We start from the raw sequence: 19,663 nt of genomic DNA on the forward strand, positions 1-19,663 counted from the left end.
CTAGCTCCCTCGGTATACGGAGTAGCCGAACGGGTTGAGCAGCAGGGGCACGTGGTAGTGCTGCCCGTGCTCGACGGCGAACACCACCGCCACCTCCGGGAAGAAGGATCCGTTCCGCTGTGCCCCGGCGTCGGCTGGTGTGTGAGCCGCGCCCGCGAGGTACGGCTCGACCTCGAACCGCAGCCGTGCGTGCGCGGTGCCCTCGGGGAGGGCGGGCAGGTCCGTGCAGCGGCCGTCGGAGTCGGTCGTGGAGACGCCGTGCGCCGTCCAGGCCGCGCCGCTCCCGCGGCGGACGGACAGCTCGACGGCCACACCGGCGGCCGGGCGGCCGAGGGTGGTGTCCAGGATGTGCGTGGACACCGAGGTGTGCGTGGATACGGAGGTGTGCGTGCCGGGCGCCTCGGCCATCACCCCTGCCCTCCTTCTTCCCGGTTCTCCGTGTTCACCAGTGCCGTGTTCACCAGCCGGTCCAGCCGGATGCGGTTAATCTTGCCCAGCTCGGTGCGGACGATCTCGCGTTCGGTGTCCGCGTCGTTGCCGATCCGCTCGTTGAGAGCAGCCAGCATCTCCTCGCCGCCGCGCCCGGTGGCGCAGATGAGGAAGACATGCCCGTGGCGCTCCTGGTAGGCGAGGTTCAGCTCCAGCAGCTCCGCGCGCTCGGCCTCCCCCACCCCGCTCTGCTCACGCGCCGAGGCGGCGTCGCCGGGCTTCGGCCGCCCGATGGGCGGGTGCCCGGCCATCGCCTCGGCGAGGTCGGCGGCGGTCAGCCCCGCCATGGCCCGCTCGGCGGCGGCCAGCAGCGCGCCGACGCTGCCGTACGGCCGCCCGGCGGCCACCGCCGCCGCCCAGGCCCGGCTGGCGCACACCTCGTGCAGCAGCGCGGCCGCGCCCGGCCCGTCCGCTGCGTTGAACCGGGCCAGCCCCGGCGGAGCACTGGAAGTCACCCCCGCAAGCTAGGAGCCGTCCCCGCGAGACGTCAACAGTTTGTTGAAAACTTCAGGTTACGGAGGATTGCGGCGAGCGCCCATCCGTCGGCTGCCCCGGCTTGGAAATCCGCACGCCGAACGGCCGGGCGGCCGGGCAGGATGAGCCCATGAGTGATGACACGGCCACGGTGAACGGGCGGGAGGGGGCCGGCGCGGAGCGTCCGCTGGCCCTGGTCACGGGGGCGGGCCGACGGGAGGGCATCGCCGCGTCCGTCGCCCTGGGCCTGGCGGAGGCCGGCTGGGACGTGGCGTTCAGCCACTGGACCCCGTACGACCGGAGGATGCCCTGGGGAGCCCAGCCGGACACCGCCGGCGAGCTGCGCGAGCGGCTGGGCGCGCTCGGGGCGAGGTCGATGGCGATCGAGGCCGATCTGAGCGACCCGTCCGCCCCGGCGGCGCTCTTCGACACGGTGGAGAAGGAGCTGGGGAATGTCACCGCGCTGGTGCTCTGCCACTGCGAGTCCGTCGACTCGGGGCTGCTGAACACCTCCCTCGAGAGCTTCGACCGGCACTTCGCGGTGAACGCGCGGGCGACGTGGTTGATGATCAAGGAGTACGGCCTGAGGTTCCGGGGGACCCCGGGCGCCGGCCGGATCATCAGCCTGACCAGCGACCACACGGTGGGCAACCTGCCCTACGGGGCGAGCAAGGGGGCGGTGGACCGCATCACCCTGGCCGCCGCCCGCGAGCTCGCCCACCTCGGGGTGACCGCGAACGCCATCAACCCCGGCCCCACGGACACCGGCTGGATGACCGAGCAGCAGAAGACCGACCTGAGCCGCGCGACCCCGCTGGGCCGCCTCGGGATGCCCCAGGACTGCGCCCATCTGGTCACGTTCCTGTGCTCCGAGCAGGGCGGCTGGGTCAACGGCCAGCTGCTGCACAGCAACGGCGGCCTGGCCTGAGGACCCGCCCCCGGGCGGACGGCCCCGCCTACGCGCCGTCCGCCCCGGGTTCCGCCGCCCGCTCGGCGTTCTCCCGGTTGAGGTAGTTGTAGACGGTGAAACGGCTGACGCCGAGCGCGGTCGCGACCGTCTCCACGCCGTGGCGCATGGAGAAGGCGCCGCGCTGTTCGAGGAGGCGGACGACCGACTGCTTGGTCCTGCGGTCGAGGTCGGCGAGCGGGACGCCGTGGCGGCGGCGGAGCTCGGCGAGGATGTGGTCCAGCGAGTCGGAGAGGTGAGGGAGGCGTACGGCCACGACCTCCCGGCCCTCCCAGGAGAGGACCACATCGTCGCCCTGGGCGCGGTCCGGGGCGATCAGCTCGCCGCCTATCGCGTCCACCAGCGGCTTGACCGCCGTGACGAAGGGGTCGTCGGCGGGACGGGTCACCTGCCGCCCTCCCCCGCCTCGCCCGCGGCCGCGGCCGCCTCCGGGATGACGTTGACCTGGAGCGAGACCCGGGTGGCCCCCGCCTCCAGGGACTTGCGGAGCAGCGCGTCGATGGCGGCCAGGACGGTCTCCGCCCGGCCCTCCGCGGTGTTGCCGAACGGGCCGACGTCGACGGAGTCCAGCGGGGCGCCCTGGAGGATGTCGCGGGCCACCACGGCGTGCGACGGCACCTCGTCGAGGTCGAACGGCTCGGTGGTGAACTCAACCCTCAGTCTCACGCCGCCAACCTACTGCGCTCGCGCGCGAGGCGTCACCAGCCGCCTGTCGTACGCCGGAGACGGCGGCGATGCCGGCGAGCCCTAACACGGCGGTCGGCCCGCCGGGTCCGGAACCCGCAAGTCGCTGCCCGCGCTCCCCGGCTTCGGGGAGCATGGGCCAATACCTCTTCCCACGGCCCCCGAGCGGGCCGCCATCGACCCCCGGAGCAGCAGATGACAGACAGCGTGCCGGTGCGCTGCCCCGCGTGCCGCCGCGAGCAGTCGTTCACTCCGCCCACCTACCCGTGCTCGTGCGGGGCGCCGCTCACCCTCCCCGTGCTGCGCGAAGGCACCCCGGAGGAGATCGAGCACCGCACCTGGAAGGACACCTGGGTGGCGGCCAGCTGCGCCCTGTGCGGCCGGCAGGGCCACTGGCCCCGGCCGGAGTTCGGCTGCGTATGCGGGGCGCTGGTGCGCGTCCCGGTGGCGTCGGCGCCCGGCCCCACGGAGCGCGCCCCGGCCCCCGCCAGGGGCGGCGGCCCGGCGACTCCCGCCGCCGCGCCGCCGAGCCGGGCCGTGCTGCGGCCCGCGTTCCGGCCGGTGACGATCCGCACGGCGCGGGACGCGGTCACCGCGGCGGCGCAGTATCTGACATGGCTCGGCTTCGGCGGTGTGCGGCGGCCGGAGGGCCAGGAGGAGTCCGGAGTGGACCTGTGCGGTCCTGGCGTGGTCGCCCAAGTGGACCCGACCACCCGGCCCACCGCGCTGCGCGACATCGAATGCCTGTGGCTGAACGGGCTCAACGAGTCCGCCGTCAGCGTCTTCTTCTCGCTCGCGGGCTACGCCAGGGACGCGCGGGCGCGCGCCGACGCGCTGCACATGCCGCTTTTCATCATGGACCTGACCGGCACCCCACAACCCGTCAACGACCCCGCGGACGCGCTGATCCGGGTGGGGCCACCAGAGCGGTAAGGGCGTGCCCCGCGTTCGGCCCTTGTTCATTATGGCCCGGCGGAGGGCCCTCGGGCCTCCGCTCCGAGGATGATCTTCAAGTCTCTGGAGCGCCCTACGGTGGTGGTCGACCCCATGTCAGTGGTCGATTCCCTTTCCGCGACGCTACGGAGCGATACCCCATGCCCTCATCCGCCCCTGGCTCCCCCGCCTCCCCGGCCGAGTTCACCGTCGAGCGCGACGGCGTGACGCTGGCCGTACGCGACCACGGCGGCACCGGCACCCCGCTGCTGCTGCTCCACGGGGCCTCCCGCACCCTCGCCGACTGGTCGGTCGCGGCGGCCGACCTCGCCACGGACCACCGGGTCGTCTCGATGGACCTGCGCGCCCACGGCCGCTCCGGCCCCGGCCCCACGCCCTGGACGTTCCCCGCCGTACTCGACGACATCGAGGCCGTCCTGGAAGCCCGCGGCATCCCTGAGGCCATACCGGTCGGCCACTCCCTCGGTGGCATGGCCGCCGCGCTGTACGCGGACGCCCACCCGCACACCCCCGCCGCGGTCAACCTCGACGGCGTCGGCCACGGCCGCCCCGAACAGTACGTCGGCCTCGACCGGGACACCGTGCTCCAGGGACTCGCCCGCGCCCGCCAGTTCTCCGAGGCCGCGATGGGCACGACGTTTGCGCCGGAGGCGCTGGAGACGACCGTGCTCGCCCAGCAGGCGGCGATGGCCGAGGCGCTGGGGATCGCGCCCGAGGTGCTCGACGAGGGCGTCCGGCGCGCGCTCGGTGAGACCCCGGAGGGACAGCTTTATCTGCGGCCGGAGCGGGAGCGGGGCCTGGAGATGCTCGACCGGATGAAAGAGCTCGACCTCTTCCCGGTCTACCGCCGCCTCACCCGCCCGGTGTTGATCGTCCGCGCGGGGCGGCTGGTGGCGCAGGGCGGCCCGCTGGCGTGGTTCGACGAGCTGATGGCCGCGTACGTCAAGGGCCTTGACCGCGACCTGCGCCGGCTCGCCGCCGCGCACCCCCACATCACCCTCCACACGGTCGACGACGCGTCGCACGCGATGCTCCTGGAGCGCCCGCACGCGGTCGCCGGGCTGATCCGCTCCTTCACCACCGGCCTGGGCTCGCGCTCATGACGGTCAGCCCTCGGTGAGGGTCGCCTCGATGCTGCTGGACCGTGGCCACTGCGGGTCCTGCCCGGCCAGGCGCGCGTACGCCCGCTGCCAGGCCGCGTCCGGGTCGTCGCTCCCGTCGAGGTGGGTCGCGACGAGTCCGGCGATCCGCTCGGTGGCGGCCCTGGCCTGGGGTGGGGCGTCGGGGCGGCGGAGGGCGCTGCCGAGGTAACCGAGGATGCGGTCGGCGGGGGCGGCGGCGGAGACCAGGTCGCGATCCGTCAGCAGGCCGTCGGCCAGCAGTCGGTCGGCGCGCAGGGTGATCGCCCGCCAGTCGGAGGCCCTGAGGCCGTGCCGGGCCATGCCGCGGGCGACCTCGGGATCCCGGGCGGGACGGCGGCGGTAGCTGGGGCGCCGGTCGCCCAGGATCGCGTCGGCGTGGCGGGCGGCGACGGCGGAGGGGGCCGTGGCGTGGCCGACCACCGCCGACCAGAAGCCGAATGGCTCGCGGGCGTGCTCGGCCTCCAGATACGCCCAGTCGATGTCCGGGAAGAGGGCGAGGAGCCGCTCGGTGTCGGGGAAGCCGAGGGTGGAACGGACCTTGCGCAGCCGGGTCGCCAGCTTCTTCGTCGTCAGCTCGCGCTGCGCCCGCTTTTCGAGCGTGGCGAGGGGGTCGGCGGAGGCGAGGGCCTGCTGGCACATCTTGGTGACGGCCGGGCCGACCCGGCCGGTGGCCAGCAGCGCGGACAGCCGCGCGGGGCCGCCGCGCCGCAGCATGTTGAGGCAGCCGACGAGCTGCTCGGGGGGCTTGAACCGCCCGCGGTCGTGTGTGAACGCGGCCTCGATCAGCTCCGGTTCGGCCGCGTGCAGCAATTCGGGATACGCGTTGCCCGGGATCGCCGACTCGTACGGGGCGAGCGGCACCGAGCCGTCCAGCACCCGCCTGGCCTCCTCCGGGCCGGTGCACAGATGCGGACCGAGCAGGGCGAGGTGGACCTCGGGGTCGCCGTGGGCGAGCAGGGCGCGGTGGGTGGGCAGGTCCACATCCGCCCACTCCGCCAGCATCACCAGCGTCTCGCGATCGCCGCGCCCTATCAGATGCTCGACGACCGCCTCGGGCGCGGCCTGCCGCTGAGCGACCACGTAGAGCGCGAGGAGCCAGCCCGTGTGGTCGGGCAGCAGCGGCATCAGGGCGTCCAGGATCTTGGCGTCGGGTGCGCGCCGCAGCACCTCTCCGGCCGGCCAGGTCCACTCGCGCCAGCGCAGCAGATTCTCCCGGGCGCGGCCGGTGACCTTGGCGTACGGGACGATCCGCCGGGGGTCGGGCGTGGTGTCGGCGGCGCGCGCCAGCAGGTCGGGCCAGGTGGCGTCGCGGTCCGCGCCGGGGAGCGTGCGCACCTCTTCCACGGCGGTCATCAGCCGCAGCCAGGCGTCCGTGTCGGTGCCGAGCGCACCGGCCAGGAAGGTGTCCAGGGTCCGCTCCAGTCCGTGCATGGCCGGGGATTCGGACCGGTTCCACACCGGCATGGTGTACCGGGCGGGGATGGTGGCGAGCAGGTCGGGGCCGGTGACCGTGCCCGCGAGCCAGGCCGTGTCCAGGTCGCCGCGGAGCGTCTCGTTGATCCCCAGCTTGTCGCTCCAGATCCGGTCCTCGCGGAGCCTGCTCAGCACGCGGCGGGTGTCGGGCTCCGGCACCAGCCGCAGCGGATCCGCGATCCCGCGGCCCTCCCAGGCGTCGCGCGCCCAGGCCGGGAACCGAGCGCCCGGCCAGAAGGTGACATGCGTAGCCGCCAGGCGGCGCAGCACGCCTTCGTCCGTGGGCAGCGGAGGGGCGCCCCGCGAAAGCCCGCGCAGTGTGTCGATCCCGGCCAGTGCCGAACGCTGTCCCGCCATCAATGCCCCCGTGGTGCCGCCCTACCGCTTGCTGTGCTGATGACAGTCCACCACGCGGCACTGACACAGCCACATCCGGACCGGAGGGGGACGCCCGGGGGTGGCTCGATGCCCTGCGGCAGCGGGTGACGCTGCCGCCGGACGTGCTTCTGGTGCCGGGTGCGTCAGCGCAGGGGGGTCGCCTGGGCGCCGGCCTCCGTGCGGGAGCCACGCAGCCGGACGGCGTCGGCGATGCCCGCCTGGCGCAGTTCGACCTTGCGGACCTTGCCGCTGACGGTCATCGGGAAGGCGTCCATGACCCGCAGATAGCGGGGCACCTTGTAGTGGGCGAGGCGGCCCCGGCAGAAGCGGGCCAGCTCGTCACGGGTGAGCGACCTGGCGCCCTCCCGCAGGATGACGCAGGCCAGGATCTCCTCGCCGTACTTCTCGTCCGGCACGCCGACGACCTGCACATCGGCGATCTTCGGATGGGTGTACAGGAACTCCTCGATCTCCCGGGGGTACACCTTCTCCCCGCCCCGGATGATCACGTCCTTGATCCGGCCGACGATGCGGACGTAGCCGTCCTCGTCCATCACCGCGAGGTCGCCGGTGTGCATCCAGCGCCCCGCGTCGATGGCCTCGGCGGTCCGCTCCGGCTCCTCCCAGTAGCCGAGCATCACCGAGTAGCCGCGGGTGCACAGCTCGCCGCGGATGCCGCGGGGCACCGTCACGCCGGTCACCGGGTCCACGACCTTGATCTCGACATGCGGCATCACCCGCCCGACCGTGCCGGTGCGGCGGCGCAGGTCGTCGTCGCGCCGGGTCTGGATGGACACCGGCGAGGTCTCGGTCATGCCGTAGAAGACCGACACCTCGGCCATGTGCATCTCGTCCACCACGCGCCGCGTGACCTCCGCCGGGCAGGTGGATCCGGCGATGATCCCGGTGCGCAGGGAGGAGAGGTCGTACGCGTCGAAGTCGGGCAGCCCCAGTTCGGCGATGAACATCGTCGGGACGCCGTACAGCGAGGTGCAGCGCTCCTGCTGGACGGCCCGGAGCGTGGCGGCCGGGTCGAAGGTGGGGGCGGGGATGACGATGCAGGCGCCGTGGCTGGTGGCGCCCAGGTTGCCGGTCACCATGCCGAAGCAGTGGGAGAAGGGAACGGGCAGGCAGACGCGGTCCTCATGGGTGTAGCCGAGCGTCTCGCCGACCGAGTAACCGTTGTTGAGGACGTTGTGGTGGGAGAGCGTGGCGCCCTTGGGGAAGCCGGTCGTGCCGGAGGTGTACTGGATGTTGACCGGGTCGTCGCAGGACAGCCGGGCCTCGCGCTCGGTCAGCCGCTCGCGTGACACATCGGCGCCCGCGCGCAGCAGCCCGTCCCAGGTGCGGTCGCCGATGTAGATGACGTCGCGCAGGGCGGGACACTCGGAGCGCACTTGTTCGACCATGCGGCGGTAGTCGCTGGTCTTGTGCTCGGTCGAGGAGATCAGTACGGAGATACCGGCCTGCCGGAGCGCGAACTTCAGCTCATGGACACGGGAGGCGGGGTTGATATTGACCATGATCGCGCCGATGCGGGCGGTGGCGTACTGCACCAGCACCCACTCGGCGCAGTTGACGGCCCAGATCCCGACCCGGTCGCCCTTGCCGACGCCCTTGGCCATCAGCCCGAGCGCGACCTCCTCGACGGACCGGCCGAACTCGGTGTAGGTCCAGCGGCGGCCGCTGGGGAGGTCGACGAGCGCCTCCCGCTCGGCGAACCGCTCGATGGCATGGGCCAGGTTGGCGCCGATGGTGTCGCCGAGCAGCGGGGTCTCGCCCGCCCCGCTCGCGTACGACAGCACGGCCGCTGGGGTGGGCGCGGTTGAGGTTGCGGTTTTGGTTGCCGTCGCGGTCGCGGGGGCGGAGGGGTCGGCCGGGCGGTCGGTCATGAGTACTCCTCGTGATCGCGTGGTGAGTGCGGGTCGGTCATGAGGTGGTCTCCTCATGAAACTCGACACCATCGCCGCGCAGGGTGCGCTCGCGTAGCTCTATACGGCGGATTTTGCCGGACACGGTCTTGGGAAGTTCCGCGAATTCCAGTCGACGGACACGCTTGTACGGTGCAAGAACCGCCCTGGAGTGAGCGAACAGGACCTTCGCGGTCTCGGGCCCCGGCTCCCACCCCTCGGCCAGCACGACATACGCCTTCGGCACCGCCAGCCGCAGCGGGTCGGGGGCCGGGACCACGGCGGCCTCGGCGACCGCCTCGTGCTCCAGGAGGGCGCTCTCCAGCTCGAATGGCGAGATCTTGTAGTCGGATGCCTTGAAGACGTCGTCGGCGCGGCCGATGTAGGTGATGTAGCCCTCGGCGTCACGCGATCCGATGTCGCCGGTGCGGTAGTAGCCGTCCGCCATCGCCTCGGCGGTGCGCTCCTCGTCACCCTCGTAGCCGGTCATCAGACCGACGGGCCGGCCGGCGGGACCCGACAGATCGAGACAGAGCTCGCCCTCGTCGCCCGGCTGCCCGGTGACCGGGTCGAGCAGGGTGACGGCGAAACCGGGGCTGGGGCGGCCCATCGAGCCGAGCTTGAGCGGCTGTCCAGGGGTGTTGGCGACCTGGACGGAGGTCTCGGTCTGGCCGAAGCCATCCCTGATGGTCACCCCCCAGGCGCGCCGGACATGCTCGATGACCTCGGGGTTGAGCGGTTCACCGGCCGCGGCTGCCTCACGGGGCGGGGTGCGCAGCTGGGTCAGATCGGCCTGGATGAGCATCCGCCACACGGTCGGCGGGGCGCAGAACGTGGTCACCCCGCACCGGTCGATCTCGGCCATGAGGCGGGTGGGGTCGAAGCGCGTGTAGTTGTGCACGAACACGGTCGCCTCGGCGTTCCAGGGGGCGAAGAGGTTGGACCAGGCGTGCTTGGCCCAGCCCGGGGAGGAGATGTTGAGGTGGACGTCGCCGGGCCGGAGCCCGATCCAGTACATCGTCGACAGATGGCCGATGGGGTACGAGGTGTGGGTGTGCTGGACCAGCTTGGGGCGGGCGGTGGTGCCCGAGGTGAAGTAGAGCATGAGGGGGTCGGTGGCCAGGGTCGGGCCGTCCGGCACGAAGGGTTCGTCGCCCTCATCCACGGCGGGCCCCTCGCCCGTACCCGCGTCCGCGTAGGGCAGCCAGCCCTCGGGGGCGCCGCCGACCGCGATGCGGGTGTAGTCGCCGGACACCTCGGCGAACTTGGCCGTGTCCTCGGCCCGCACGATCACATGCGCGGCGCGGCCGCGCTCCACCCGGTCGGTGAGGTCGAGCGGGCCGAGCAGCGGGGTGGCGGGGATGACGACGGCCCGCAGCTTCATGGCCGCCAGCGCCGTCTCCCACAGCTCGGCCTGATTGCCGAGCATGACCACGATGCGGTCGCCCGCCCGCACGCCCTGGGCGCGCAACCAGTTCGCGGCCCGGTCGGAGCGGCGGCGCATGTCCTGGAAGCTGATCCGCGTCTCGAGGCCGTCTTCCTCGACGATGTGCAGCGCGGTACGGTCGTTGTCCCGAGCGATCTGGTCGAACCAGTCGAGCGCCCAGTTGAACTCGGCCGGGCGCGGCCAGCTGAAACCTTCGTACGCCGCCGCGTAGTCGTCTCCGTGGGCCAGGAGGAAGTCCCGTGCCGCCCGGAAACTGAGAGTCGGGCCGTTTGCTGTCACATCTCCTCCTGAGTGCCGTACCGCTCGCTAGCATCGTGCGACGGGTGATCTGAGTCTCACCACCCCCGGACGGGGGTGGTGGTATTTCGGGGAGGTGGCCGTGGCGGAATCGGACCGGACGGTGGATGTGCGGACGACCCTGCTGCGGATGCGGCGACGCGGCGGGCTGCCGGTCGCCTTCGGCGGGCTGTTCTCGAGCGCGCGGCAGTTCCGCATCTCCGAGCTCACCGGCACCACGACGAACTCCCTGCGCGGGCTCGCCGTCACCCCGGGCAACGGGCTGGGCGGCAAGGTCCTCACCATGTCCCGGCCGATCTCGGTGATCGACTACCCCACCTCGCGGGCCATCAGCCATGAGTACGACGCGGCGGTCGGCGCCGAGGGCCTGCGCTCGATGCTGGCGGTGCCGGTCGTGGTCCGCGGCCGGGTCCGCGGGGTGCTGTACGGCGCGCTGCGCCAACCGCTGGCGCTCGGCGACCGGGCGCTGAACGCGGCGATGGAGGCGGCGCGCGAGCTTCAGCAGTCGCTGGCGGTGCAGCACGAGGCGCAGCGGCTGATGACCGTGACGCAGCAGCAGCCCGACGCGGATCCCGCGCTGTGGGAAGAGGTACGGGAGGCGCACGGCGACCTGCGGGCACTGGCCCAGCAGGTGACCGACCCGCAGCTGCGGGAGCGGATCCTCAGCGCCTGCGGGCGGCTGGCCAGGGCCTCATCGGGCGGCGCGGGGGACGTGGCGGCCCGGCCGGGGGTGGAGCTGTCGCCGCGTGAGGTGGATGTGCTGGCGTGTGTGGCGTCGGGGGCGACGAACTCGGCGGCGGCGGACCGGCTGGGGCTGCGGCCGGAGACGGTGAAGAGCTATCTGCGCTCCTCGATGCGGAAGTTGGGGGCGCATACGCGGCTGCACGCGGTGGTGGAGGCACGGCGCGCGGGGCTGCTGCCGTAGGCCGCGGCACGGCCCGGGCCGAAGGGCTGCTCCGGATGGCCACCCAGCGGGGTCCGGGACATTTGGGGCGTATATCCTGCCTTGAGGCCAGTGATCCGTGCCCGCGCGCCCGCGACCAAGGAGGTGAGGTCCGCGATGCACAGCGAACCTCCCAGTCGCATGCCGCGAGGCATCACTGCCGCCCGGCCGCGCTGAAGCACGGCCCCAGCGGCCCGGCAGCGGTGCCTGCGGTGTGCCCGGCTGCCCGCCCCGCCGCCTGCTACCCGTAAGGAAGCCCCATGTCAGAGCACCGTTTCCGGTCGCCCCGCTCGCCGCGGAAGCCCTCCTGGCTGCGTCCCGCACAGGGGCGTGGCGGCTCCGGCACCCCCCGGCCCGGGGCGGCGCCGGCCACACCGCCGGGCGCCGAGCCGCGCCCCGCGGCCCCGGGTGCCCAGGCCGCGACGGAGGACGACCACAGCGTGGTCGACGCCGCCGTCTACCGGGACGGGCGCCGGGTCGGCACGCCCGAATCCCTGGCCGCCACGTACCGGCGGCTGCGCGAGGAGCCCGGGGGCATGGCCTGGATCGGGCTGCTGCGGCCCAGCGAGACGGAGCTGCTCTCGCTCGCGGACGAGTTCGACCTGCACAAGCTGGCCATCGAGGACGCGCTGGAGGCCCACCAGCGGCCCAAGCTGGAGCGCTACGGCGACACGCTGTTCGTGGTGTTGCGGGCGGCCCGCTACCTCGACGCGCCCGAGGAGGTCGACTTCGGCGAGCTGCATGTCTTCGTCGGCCCCGATTTCGTGATCACGGTGCGGCACGGCGCCGCCCCCGACCTGTCGGCGGTGCGCCGCCGCATGGAGGCCACGCCCGAGCTGCTGGCGCTCGGGCCGGAGGCCGTGCTGTACGCCATCCTGGACTCGGTCGTGGACGGCTACGCCCCGGTGGTCGAGGGGGTGCAGAACGACATCGACGAGATCGAGACCGAGGTCTTCCGCGGCGACCCCGAGGTCTCCCGCCGCATCTATGAACTCTCCCGCGAGATGGTCGAGTTCCAGCGCGCGACCCGTCCGCTGGTGGGGATGTTGCACGGCCTGATGGCCGGGTTCGACAAGTACGGCACGGACGAGGAGCTGCAGCGCTATCTGCGCGACGTCGCCGACCACGTCACCCACACCAGCGAGCGCGTGGACGGCTTCCGCTCGGCCCTCACCGACATCCTCGCGGTCAACGCCACCTTGGTCACCCAGCAGCAGAACGCGGAGATGCGGGCGCTGGCCGAGGCGGGCTTCGAGCAGAACGAGGAGGTCAAAAAGATCTCCGCCTGGGCGGCCATCCTCTTCGCCCCCACTCTCGTCGGAACCATCTACGGCATGAACTTCACGCATATGCCGGAGCTGCACTGGGTCTTGGGATACCCGTTCGCGATCCTGCTGATGGCGGTGGTCTGCGTGAGCCTGTACGTGGTGTTCAAGCGGCGTGACTGGCTCTGAGCCGCCGAGTTCCGCCGCATCTTCGACTCTTCCGAGGCCTCGACCGCCGTATCGTGCCGGCGGTCCTGCTTCCAGACCTGGATACTCGACGCCGCACCGGCCATGGATTCCTTTGGGCGACTGTTCGAGCACATCCCCGTGCCTAGCTCGGGTGATCACGCCCGGCACGACCCGGGAGGCCCGGAATGCAGTCGCCCGGCCTTGGAGCGAGGTCGCTCCGCCTGTGGGGAGCCCTTGCCGTCGTCCTCGTGCTCGCCGTGGTGGGGGTCCTGCTCCTCCCGAGCGCGTCGCACAGGGCACGAGCCGCCGGTGACGGGCTGCCGCGCACGACCGTCGAGATCTCGCCCGGCGGGTGCGGACGCGGCTGGCGCAGGCCCGTTGCCGGGCTGCAGGTGTTCGATCTGCGCAACACCTCCGGCGGGCCCGCCGAGGTGTACCTCGAGGACCCCGGCAGCCAGGCTGCGATCCCACCCGGACCGCGCCGAGCCGCGCCGTACTCGAGAGACCCCAAGTCGGTGGCCGAGCGGTCAGTACTGATCACTCGGCCACTGGCTCGAACCGTACGTCCCGCTCCCCCGCCGCCGGGTCCGTCGTCGCCAGCAGCCGCGCGCCCTCGGCCTCCAGGGCCTCCCGGTCGGCGGCGCCGAGCCTCACGAACGGGGTCACGCGCAGTGCCGCCGCGCCACGGGCGCGCTCGATCTTCCAGATCCCGGCGACGAAGCCGTCCACCAGAATCGTGCCGCGCACGACGGCGTTGTCGCCCATCACCCGCCACCGGTACTCGTCGGCGAGGATGCGGGCACGATCGGCGTGCGAGAGCAGCAGGTTGTCGAACTCGGCGACGAAGCGGGCGGATACGGGCGTGTCAGGGTCCGGGAGCGACGCGCCCGCGCGGTCATAGAGCTCGCGCCCGCTCTCGTCCCGGTACCTCCGCAGGTCGGGCCCCAGTCGCTCGACCACCTCGCGCAGCCCGGTCAGCCCGCACCACTTCTGGATGTCCGCGACGGTCGCGGGCCCGAAGGCCGCGAGATAGCGCAGCACCATCGCGTCCAGGGAGGGCCCGGTCTCCATCGGCCGCCCCAGCCAGTCCTCGACGGTCGCGTACCGCGGCCCGCCGCTCTTCCCCCACAGCCCGCGCGGCGGCACCTGCACCAGCGGCGCCCACAGCCGCACCGCGTTGACCAGCGCACCCGGGTCCGCGTCCGGCCACTGGGGGCCGAGCTCGGCGCGCAGCTCAGCCGGGCTCAGGGCACCCCGCTCGAGCAGCTTCCGCCCGGCCGCCACCAGCTCCTCCTGCGCCACTCCGGGCAGCCGGCGCACGAAGGGCGTGCCGCGGAACTGCTGGTCGAGCATGGGTTGGATGAGCGGCCGCAGCCGCAGCGCGTCGGCCGCGGTGACGAGGTGCACGGTGCCGCGCATCAGCACCATCCGCACCACCTCCCGCTCCCGCATCAGCCGCGCCAGCTCCTCGAACGCGAAGCCGTCCAGGCGCGTCCACAGGCCGATGTACGGGGCGCCGGGTGCCTGGGACTGCATGCCGACCAGCCGCTCGATCACTTCGAGGGCGGTGAGGGACCCCGACCGGTCCAGCAGCAGCTGGCGCTGGAGCAGCGCCCTGTTGAGTGCTCGGGGGCCGAGTACGTCGTTCGTCATGCGCTCCACGCTACGAGCCCTTGCGGTCAGCTTCTGTCCTCGTCTGCTGCTCTTCCAGCCTCGTTCTCCTTTCAGAGGGCACAACTGACAGTCTCACGGTCCACGTTGTGCTTCGATGCCGTGATGCCAAGTCCGAAGAACAAGGAAGCAAGTGAAACCACATTCCCCGCATAGCCCGCGTCAACGCACGGCCGCCCTCGGCGCCATAGCCGCCGCCGGCGCACTGGCCTTCGCGATGACCTCCTCCGCGCCGGCGAGCGCCACGCCCCGGCACACCGGATCGCTCGACTACGTCGCCCTGGGGGACTCCTACGCCTCGGCGCCCGGCGTCCCCGAGCAGATCGACACCGCGTGCGCCCGCTCCAACAGCAACTACCCGCATCTCGCGGCCGAGCGGAACAAAGCACGACTGACGGACGTCACGTGCTCGGGGGCGACCACAGCGGACCTGCCCCTCGCCACGGACACGGCCCCCGCCCAGTACGACGCCCTCAACCGCGACACCGACCTGGTGACCGTGAGCATCGGCGGCAACGACATCGGCTTCTCCACCGTACTGGGACGCTGCGCCGCGCTGGGCGCGGGAAACCCGTCCGGAAGTCCCTGCCGCGACGATCTCACCCAGGGCGGCGGTGACCAGGTGGAGCAGAGCATCGCCGCTACGGCGCCGAAGATCTCCCAGGTGATCGCGGAAGTTCACCGCCGGGCACCGGACGCCAAGGTGGTGATGGTCGGCTACCCGTCGCTCTTCCCCGACAGCGGAGTCGGCTGCACGAGCCCCAGCGTCCCCTTCGCCGCGGGCGACTTCGCCTATCTGCGGGACAAGACGAAGTCCCTCAACTCCATGATCGCTCACCGCGCCAAGCTGGGTGGAGCCGCCTACGTCGACACGTACAAGCCCACCATCGGCCACGACATGTGCCAACCCGTCGGCGAGCGCTGGATCGAGAGCCTCGCTCCCGAGACCCCGGCGGCACCGGCCCACCCGAACGCACAGGGCGAGCGGGCCATGGCGGCGGCCGTGAACCGTGCGCTGCTCCGGTGCGGGGTCGTTCACCGTATCTGACGCTTCAGGTGGGGCCACGGCGGCAGACCGGGGCCCCACCGTGGCGTGAGAGTTCGAGAGAACCGATCAAAAGTTGACTGCTTGGCACACTATTTTGATCGCACGGGAACACAACTGGCGGTTTCTCCAGTCGACTTGTGGTTCGATGCAGTCCGGCACGAACAGGCGAGCGACGGCGACGGGAGATTGCGCATGGACCGGCGAGGGTTCCTCAGGGGTGCGGCCGCGGTGTCCGCCGCCGGGCTGATCTCGGCTGCGGGCGGTACGGCCACGGCGACCGCCGCACCGAGGCCCCTGGCGGCCTCGGACTGGCTGTCCGGCATCGCCGACGCCACCCCCGTCCAGCGGCTGACGCTGCCGGGCACCCACGACTCCGGCGCCCGCTACGGTGGCCCCTGGACGGAGTGCCAGAACACCACCATCGGCGACCAGCTGAACAGCGGCATACGCTTCCTCGACATCCGCTGCCGCGCCTTCGAAGGCGCCTTCCCCATCCACCACGGTGCCTTCTACCAGCACCTCAACTTCGACGACGTCCTCACCGCGTGCCGCTCCTTCCTGACCGCGCATCCGTCGGAGACCGTGCTGATGCGCGTCAAACAGGAGTACTCCGAGGAGAGCGCCGCGGAGTTCCGCCGCATCTTCGACACCTACCTCGACGGGAAGGGCTGGCGGTCGCTGTTCCGCCTGGACGCCAAGCTTCCGACCCTGGGCCAGGCCCGCGGGAGTGTCGTTCTGCTCGCCGACTCCGACAACATGCCGGGGGTGCGGTACGCCGACGCGCAGCTCTTCGACATCCAGGACGACTACATGGCGGAGCCGTTCGGCAAGTACCCCAAGATCCAGGCCCAGTTCCGCAAGGCCGCGGCCCAGCCGGGCAAGCTCTTCGTCAACTACGTCTCCACCGCCGCCCTGCTCCCGCCCCGCTCCAACGCGGACCGACTGAACCCGCAGGTCAAGAGCTTCCTGGAGAGCTCCGAGGCCACCGGCTGGACCGGGCTCGGGGTGGTGCCGATGGACTTCCCGAACACTGTCTCCGGCCTCGTCGACACCCTCATCCGGCACAACCCGGCGGCCTGAAAGCCTCCGACGACGTCCTCCCCCGCTTCTCAAAAGCCGGTCAGCCGCGCGGGCCGATCTCCTTCGGACCGTAGAGGGCCGCGGCCTCTCCCCCGTTCATCCGCGTGCCCATGTCCAGCTCACGCCCACCGGCCTCGGCCAGGGTGAGGTCGACGGCCGCGCCGGCGCTGTGCGGAGCGATGTCGGGCGGTGACACATACCGGCTCGCCGCCGAGTGGATGTGGCCGGCGGACCGTTCCGGGTGGAGAGCCCGCAGCTGATCGGCGTACTCCTCGAAGTACTCCCGCTGAAGTGAGGGCGGCCGGTACCCCTCGACGAACAGCAACCGCAAGCCCCGCGGAAGCGTCGCCTGGGCCTCGAGCAGCCGCTCCAGCACGCCTTCCCGCAGATACGCGAAGGCAGCTGCCGGGTCCTGCTTGCGGGCATCGACCAGTACCGAGCCGCTGCTGCGGACGTCCACGAGACGTTCACCGCACTCCGCAACGGGGATGGCGGCAACCTTCGGATCCGACATCAAGACGATCTCACTCATGACGCGATCACCCCGCGAGGCGAGCCCCGGTGAACCCTGCCGGTCACAGCGCTGTCAGCGTTTCCGCACGATTGGTGTGGATGGAAGAGCGACCCGTCGGCTGACGCGCTCCGGGGGCCGTCCGGCGCCGGTAGTAGTGGACCGTGGCCATTCCCAGCAGCGGTCCCCACAGGAGCAGCGGGGCGTAGGCGATGTTGAGCAGCCAGGTGCCCCACGTGGTGGCCGCCATGTCCGCGTTGAAAGTCGTGTAGACGAACAGCACGCCGTAGACCGTGGTGGCCAGTGTGCCGAACCCGGCCAGGGCGGTGGCCAGCAGGACCGGGACCCGGCGTCCGCGCAGGAACGGGACCCAGCGCGGCCATATCTCCCCCCAGCCGCGTACGAGCCCCAATGCGAGGAGGGCGAAGACCTCGGAGACCACGCTGAGGCCGATGAGGAAGAACGACCCCTGGCCAGGGGCGTCCAACTGGTCGTACTCGGACTGGGCCAGCCCTACGGGGATGCCGACGGCGATGGCGGCGCGCCATAACGCGGAGGGCACGTTGGTCAGCGCGGCGCCCGTCGCGGCGAGTCGGGCCCAGCGCGGAACATTCGGCAGTGCACGGGTGGTGAGCATGTGCATCAGACTGGCCGAGAGGCAGGCCGTCGCACGTCCCCTCACGGTCCCGTCCGCCGTACCTCTCGGGGAGGACACCCGGACTCCGGCATAGCCCTGAGGCCGATGGAGACAGCTCAGGAGCCCACGACGCCCGCGTCGTGGGCGATCAGCCCCGCCTGGGTGCGGTTCACACAGCCCAGCTTGTCCAGCAGCCGCGACACATAGCCCTTGATCGTGGCCTCCGAGAGGTACAGCCGCGCCCCGATCTGCGCGTTCGACAGCCCCTCGCCGAGCCCGGCCAGCACCTCGGCCTCCCGCTCGGTCAGCGATCCGACCAGCCGCCGCGCGCGGTCGCGCGCCGAGTGGCCGTCGGAGGAGGCCGCGATCAGTCGGCGGGCGGCGGCCGGGGAGAGCACGGTGTGGCCCTCGGCGGCCACGCGCACCAGGCCGATGAGGTCCTCCGGTGGCGTGGTCTTGACCAGGAAGCCCGTCGCGCCCGCCCGCAGCGCGCGCAGTACGTACTGGTCGGCGTCGAAGGTCGTCAGGACCACGATGACCGGCGGGTCGGCGAGCTCCCTGATGCGCTCGATCGCGGTGAGCCCGTCCACGCCCGGCATGCGCAGGTCCATGAGCACCACGTCCGGCCGGTGGCGCTCGACCGCCTCGGCGCCGGCCGCGCCGTCGTGTGCCTCGGCCACGACCTCGATGTCCTCGGCCGAGCCGAGGATCGTGCGCAGGAACACGCACACCATCGGCTCGTCGTCGACGACCACCACCCGGACCACCGGCCTCACCCCACCGTTTCCGCGGTCGGCACATACGAGGGCAGCGTGGCCTCGACGCCGAATCCGCCGTCCGGCTCGGGCCCGGCGCGCAGCGTGCCGCCCACCAGCTCCACGCGCTGCCGCAGGCCCGCGAGTCCCAGGCCCGAGCCGGTGTCCGCCAGGGCGCGGTGGGGTCCGGCGGCCGGCGGCGTGTTGCGGACCGTGAGCCGCAGGTGCGCCGCGCCGTACTCGACCCGTACGGTCACCCGCGCGCCCGGGGCGTGCTTGCGCACGTTGGTCAGCGCCTCGCGCACGATGCGGTACGCGGTACGCCCGACCACCGGCGAGGCGAGCGCCCGGTCGCCCTCCTCGATCAGTGCGGCCGGGGTGCCCACCGCGGTCGACTCGGCGACCAGCGCGGGGAAACCGGCCACCGAGGGCGTCGGGTCCCCTTCAGGGGTGGTGCGCAGGATGCCGACCAGGTCCCGCAGCTCGTCCAGGGCCTGGCAGCCCGCCGCCCGCAGCTCCTCCGCAGCCTGCCGGGTCGCCTCGTCGGGCGCCGTGATCCGCAGCGCCCCGGCCTGGAGCACCATCAGGCTCACCCGATGGGTCACCACGTCGTGCATCTCCCCCGCCAGCCTCGCCCGCTCCTCGGCACGGGCCTGCTCGGCGAGCAGATGACGCTCCCGCTCGGCCCGCTCGGCGCGTTCGGTCAGCGCCAGCACCAGCCGCCTGCGGGCCTCGAAGTACAGCGTCAGCAGCGGCCCGAGAGCCGTGCGCAGCACCCCGATGGTGACGACCGTGACCGACGGCTGCCACACGCGCGCCACGATCGCCGTGAAGACGCCGAGCGCGACGAGCGCCGTCAGCCGGGACCACCGCTTCCGCCCGTAGAAGGGGGGCCCGTACGCCGCGAGCGCTGTCGCGAAGGGGGCCCACACATTGCCCGAGTGCGCCGGAGTCAGCGCGCCCACCGGCGAGATCAGCAAGGACACCGCGAGCGTGAACCCGCCGAGGACGGCCATGACCGTCAGGGGCGCGTGGCGGCGGGCTGCCAACGAGAGGCAGGCGAGGGCCTGCACGCCCAGCATGGCCCAGGCCGGCGGGCCCGGGTGGGCCGGCCACCAGGTCGCGCCCAGCAGCGTCGTCCCGGTGTCGAGCAGCGCGAAAGCCACCGCGATCGCCACATCCACGGCGACCGGATGCCTACGGTGCCACGGTCCGGCAATCATGCGGCCTACGGTAGGACACCGTCCGCGCGCGGAACGCGGACGGTGTCCCAGGCCGGACGTCCGTCGGGGGCGGACCCTACGAAAGTCGTATGTCGCCCGGGACGGCCATGCCTTCGTCGCCCCCGC

At 72.3% G+C, this 19,663-nt stretch carries 18 protein-coding genes and 1 pseudogene; 7 read left to right on the plus strand and 12 right to left on the minus strand.

Going from position 1 to position 19,663, the window contains the following annotated elements; translation table 11 throughout:
• Together uraH and uraD are read right to left on the minus strand one after the other, a co-directional pair.
• Complete coding sequence (gene uraH, locus PV419_RS31325; protein ID WP_319694681.1) at positions 1-408, minus strand: hydroxyisourate hydrolase; 408 nt, start codon at positions 406-408, stop codon at positions 1-3.
• Entirely contained in the window at positions 408-944 is a 537-nt protein-coding gene (gene uraD / locus PV419_RS31330) for a 2-oxo-4-hydroxy-4-carboxy-5-ureidoimidazoline decarboxylase (protein WP_319694683.1), read from the minus strand. Before uraD ends, uraH begins: the two co-directional genes overlap by 1 nt.
• 149 nt (positions 945-1,093) lie before the next feature.
• Between uraD and PV419_RS31335 the strand changes: the two genes are divergently transcribed.
• Complete coding sequence (locus PV419_RS31335) at positions 1,094-1,891, plus strand: SDR family oxidoreductase (protein ID WP_319694684.1); 798 nt, start codon at positions 1,094-1,096, stop codon at positions 1,889-1,891.
• A 28-nt stretch (positions 1,892-1,919) separates the two neighbouring features.
• Here the strand turns inward: PV419_RS31335 and PV419_RS31340 are convergent, their stop codons facing one another.
• Together PV419_RS31340 and PV419_RS31345 are read right to left on the minus strand one after the other, a co-directional pair.
• The gene (locus PV419_RS31340) at positions 1,920-2,318 is read right to left on the minus strand and encodes a helix-turn-helix domain-containing protein (RefSeq protein ID WP_319694686.1); all 399 of its coding nucleotides are present in this window, start codon (positions 2,316-2,318) and stop codon (positions 1,920-1,922) included.
• On the minus strand, positions 2,315-2,596 hold the full coding sequence (locus PV419_RS31345) for a hypothetical protein (RefSeq protein ID WP_319694688.1): 282 nt from the start codon (positions 2,594-2,596) through the stop codon (positions 2,315-2,317). Before PV419_RS31345 ends, PV419_RS31340 begins: the two co-directional genes overlap by 4 nt.
• Positions 2,597-2,809: 213 nt before the next feature.
• Here PV419_RS31345 and PV419_RS31350 point away from each other — a divergent pair, with 213 nt between their 5' ends.
• Positions 2,810-3,547, plus strand: a complete 738-nt coding sequence (locus PV419_RS31350) for a hypothetical protein (RefSeq protein ID WP_319694690.1) — start codon at positions 2,810-2,812, stop codon at positions 3,545-3,547.
• A 161-nt stretch (positions 3,548-3,708) separates the two neighbouring features.
• The gene (locus PV419_RS31355) at positions 3,709-4,671 is read left to right on the plus strand and encodes an alpha/beta hydrolase (RefSeq protein WP_319694691.1); all 963 of its coding nucleotides are present in this window, start codon (positions 3,709-3,711) and stop codon (positions 4,669-4,671) included.
• A gap of 3 nt (positions 4,672-4,674) precedes the next feature.
• Here the strand turns inward: PV419_RS31355 and PV419_RS31360 are convergent, their stop codons facing one another.
• From PV419_RS31360 to PV419_RS31370, 3 genes are all read right to left on the minus strand, one after another.
• Positions 4,675-6,540 (minus strand): hypothetical protein, encoded by a 1,866-nt coding sequence (locus PV419_RS31360; protein ID WP_319694693.1) that lies wholly within the window; start codon positions 6,538-6,540, stop codon positions 4,675-4,677.
• Between the two features lie 164 nt (positions 6,541-6,704).
• Positions 6,705-8,453 (minus strand): AMP-binding protein, encoded by a 1,749-nt coding sequence (locus PV419_RS31365; protein ID WP_319694695.1) that lies wholly within the window; start codon positions 8,451-8,453, stop codon positions 6,705-6,707.
• A 37-nt stretch (positions 8,454-8,490) separates the two neighbouring features.
• Complete coding sequence (locus tag PV419_RS31370; protein WP_319694696.1) at positions 8,491-10,197, minus strand: AMP-binding protein; 1,707 nt, start codon at positions 10,195-10,197, stop codon at positions 8,491-8,493.
• Positions 10,198-10,297: 100 nt separating this feature from the next.
• Between PV419_RS31370 and PV419_RS31375 the strand changes: the two genes are divergently transcribed.
• Together PV419_RS31375 and PV419_RS31380 are read left to right on the plus strand one after the other, a co-directional pair.
• Positions 10,298-11,140, plus strand: a complete 843-nt coding sequence (locus PV419_RS31375; RefSeq protein ID WP_415925411.1) for a response regulator transcription factor — start codon at positions 10,298-10,300, stop codon at positions 11,138-11,140.
• Between the two features lie 278 nt (positions 11,141-11,418).
• Entirely contained in the window at positions 11,419-12,612 is a 1,194-nt protein-coding gene (locus PV419_RS31380; RefSeq protein WP_319694698.1) for a magnesium and cobalt transport protein CorA, read from the plus strand.
• 537 nt (positions 12,613-13,149) lie between these two features.
• On the opposite strand, the gene PV419_RS31385 is transcribed toward PV419_RS31380, so the two are convergent.
• Positions 13,150-14,265: a winged helix DNA-binding domain-containing protein gene (locus tag PV419_RS31385; protein WP_319694699.1), complete on the minus strand. Its 1,116-nt coding sequence runs from the start codon at positions 14,263-14,265 to the stop codon at positions 13,150-13,152.
• A 151-nt stretch (positions 14,266-14,416) separates the two neighbouring features.
• On the opposite strand from PV419_RS31385, the gene PV419_RS31390 reads away from it, so the two are divergent.
• Together PV419_RS31390 and PV419_RS31395 are read left to right on the plus strand one after the other, a co-directional pair.
• A complete protein-coding gene (locus PV419_RS31390) occupies positions 14,417-15,331 on the plus strand; it encodes an SGNH/GDSL hydrolase family protein (RefSeq protein ID WP_319694701.1) in 915 nt (304 codons plus the stop codon).
• A 192-nt stretch (positions 15,332-15,523) separates the two neighbouring features.
• Positions 15,524-16,411 carry a phosphatidylinositol-specific phospholipase C gene (locus PV419_RS31395; protein WP_319694703.1) on the plus strand — a complete coding sequence of 296 codons (888 nt, stop codon included), beginning with the start codon at positions 15,524-15,526 and terminating at the stop codon, positions 16,409-16,411.
• 94 nt (positions 16,412-16,505) lie between these two features.
• Here the strand turns inward: PV419_RS31395 and PV419_RS31400 are convergent.
• The 4 genes and pseudogenes from PV419_RS31400 to PV419_RS31415 form a co-directional block, all read right to left on the minus strand.
• A pseudogene (locus PV419_RS31400) lies at positions 16,506-16,943 on the minus strand (dipeptidase); the annotation flags it as partial.
• Between the two features lie 43 nt (positions 16,944-16,986).
• Entirely contained in the window at positions 16,987-17,559 is a 573-nt protein-coding gene (locus tag PV419_RS31405) for a hypothetical protein (protein ID WP_319694705.1), read from the minus strand.
• A gap of 116 nt (positions 17,560-17,675) precedes the next feature.
• Positions 17,676-18,326 (minus strand): response regulator transcription factor, encoded by a 651-nt coding sequence (locus tag PV419_RS31410; protein ID WP_319694864.1) that lies wholly within the window; start codon positions 18,324-18,326, stop codon positions 17,676-17,678.
• A 5-nt stretch (positions 18,327-18,331) separates the two neighbouring features.
• Complete coding sequence (locus PV419_RS31415; protein WP_319694706.1) at positions 18,332-19,537, minus strand: sensor histidine kinase; 1,206 nt, start codon at positions 19,535-19,537, stop codon at positions 18,332-18,334.
• Positions 19,538-19,663 lie beyond the last annotated feature (126 nt).

It is taken from the genome of Streptomyces sp. ME19-01-6 (assembly GCF_033793745.1).
GTDB lineage: Bacteria > Actinomycetota > Actinomycetes > Streptomycetales > Streptomycetaceae > Streptomyces.